At 62.8% G+C, this 803-nt stretch carries 1 protein-coding gene; it reads left to right on the top strand.

The genetic code is table 11. From position 1 onward, the window contains the following. Positions 1–115: 115 nt before the first annotated feature. Positions 116–803, top strand: a 688-nt coding sequence (locus EOA60_RS23345) for a LysR family transcriptional regulator (protein ID WP_206628207.1), incomplete at its 3' end; no start/stop codon positions are given.

The raw sequence follows: 803 nt of genomic DNA, 5'->3' as shown, positions 1-803 counted from the left end.
CTTCACGACGGCTCCGTCCGTTTCTGCCAAGCTTGCAGCTAGGGCCCGAAACGCAGCGAAATCAAAGATCAAGATTTTGGTCCGGTATGTGCTAATCCTATACCGGGAGGAAGAGATGCGTTTTTCCGGGCTCAGCGTTCGTCAACTGGAGGCCTTCGAGGCAACGATGGTGGCCGGCTCCGTGTCGGGCGCTGCGATCGCGCTCAACGTCTCGCAGCCGAGCGTCAGCCGGCTGCTGCAGGAGCTGGAGATCGACACCGGCCTCAGCCTGTTCGATCGATCGCACGGTCGGCTGGTTCCGACCGAGCAGGGCCTGCTGTTCTACGGCGAGGTCGGCAAGACGTTTCATGGCGCGCGCAATCTGATCATGGCGGCGCAGGAGATCAGGGAACTGAAGCGCGGCGTCGTGCGGATCGGGACGCTGGCGGCGATGTCCTTCAACATCGTGCCGGATGCGATCCAGCAGCTTCGGATGCGCTTTCCGGAGGCAAGGACCACCATCGCGGTGCGCAGCTCGACGGAGATCGTCTCCTCCGTCGCCTCGCGCCTGACCGACGTCGGCCTGGTGGACGCGGGCGTTTCCTTCCTGGATGCCAAATGCGTCGCCACTTTCGAGCGCAATAGCGTTTGTGTCATGGACCAGAAGCATCCGCTTGCCGAGAGCGAAGGGGTCCGGCTGGAGGATTTTTCCCGCTATCCGTTCGTATCGCTGGGCGAGCTCTATTTCCGGCGCAGCCGCGACGGCGCGAGGCTGCTCGAAGTGACCGCGGCCAACACCGTCGCCGACATCTTCCAGTCATTCT

The sequence above is a fragment of the Mesorhizobium sp. M1A.F.Ca.IN.020.06.1.1 genome (genome assembly GCF_004023265.1).
GTDB lineage: Bacteria > Pseudomonadota > Alphaproteobacteria > Rhizobiales > Rhizobiaceae > Mesorhizobium.
Note: the sequence above shows the minus strand (reverse complement) of the source record. Positions and strands in the feature narration are given on the sequence as shown.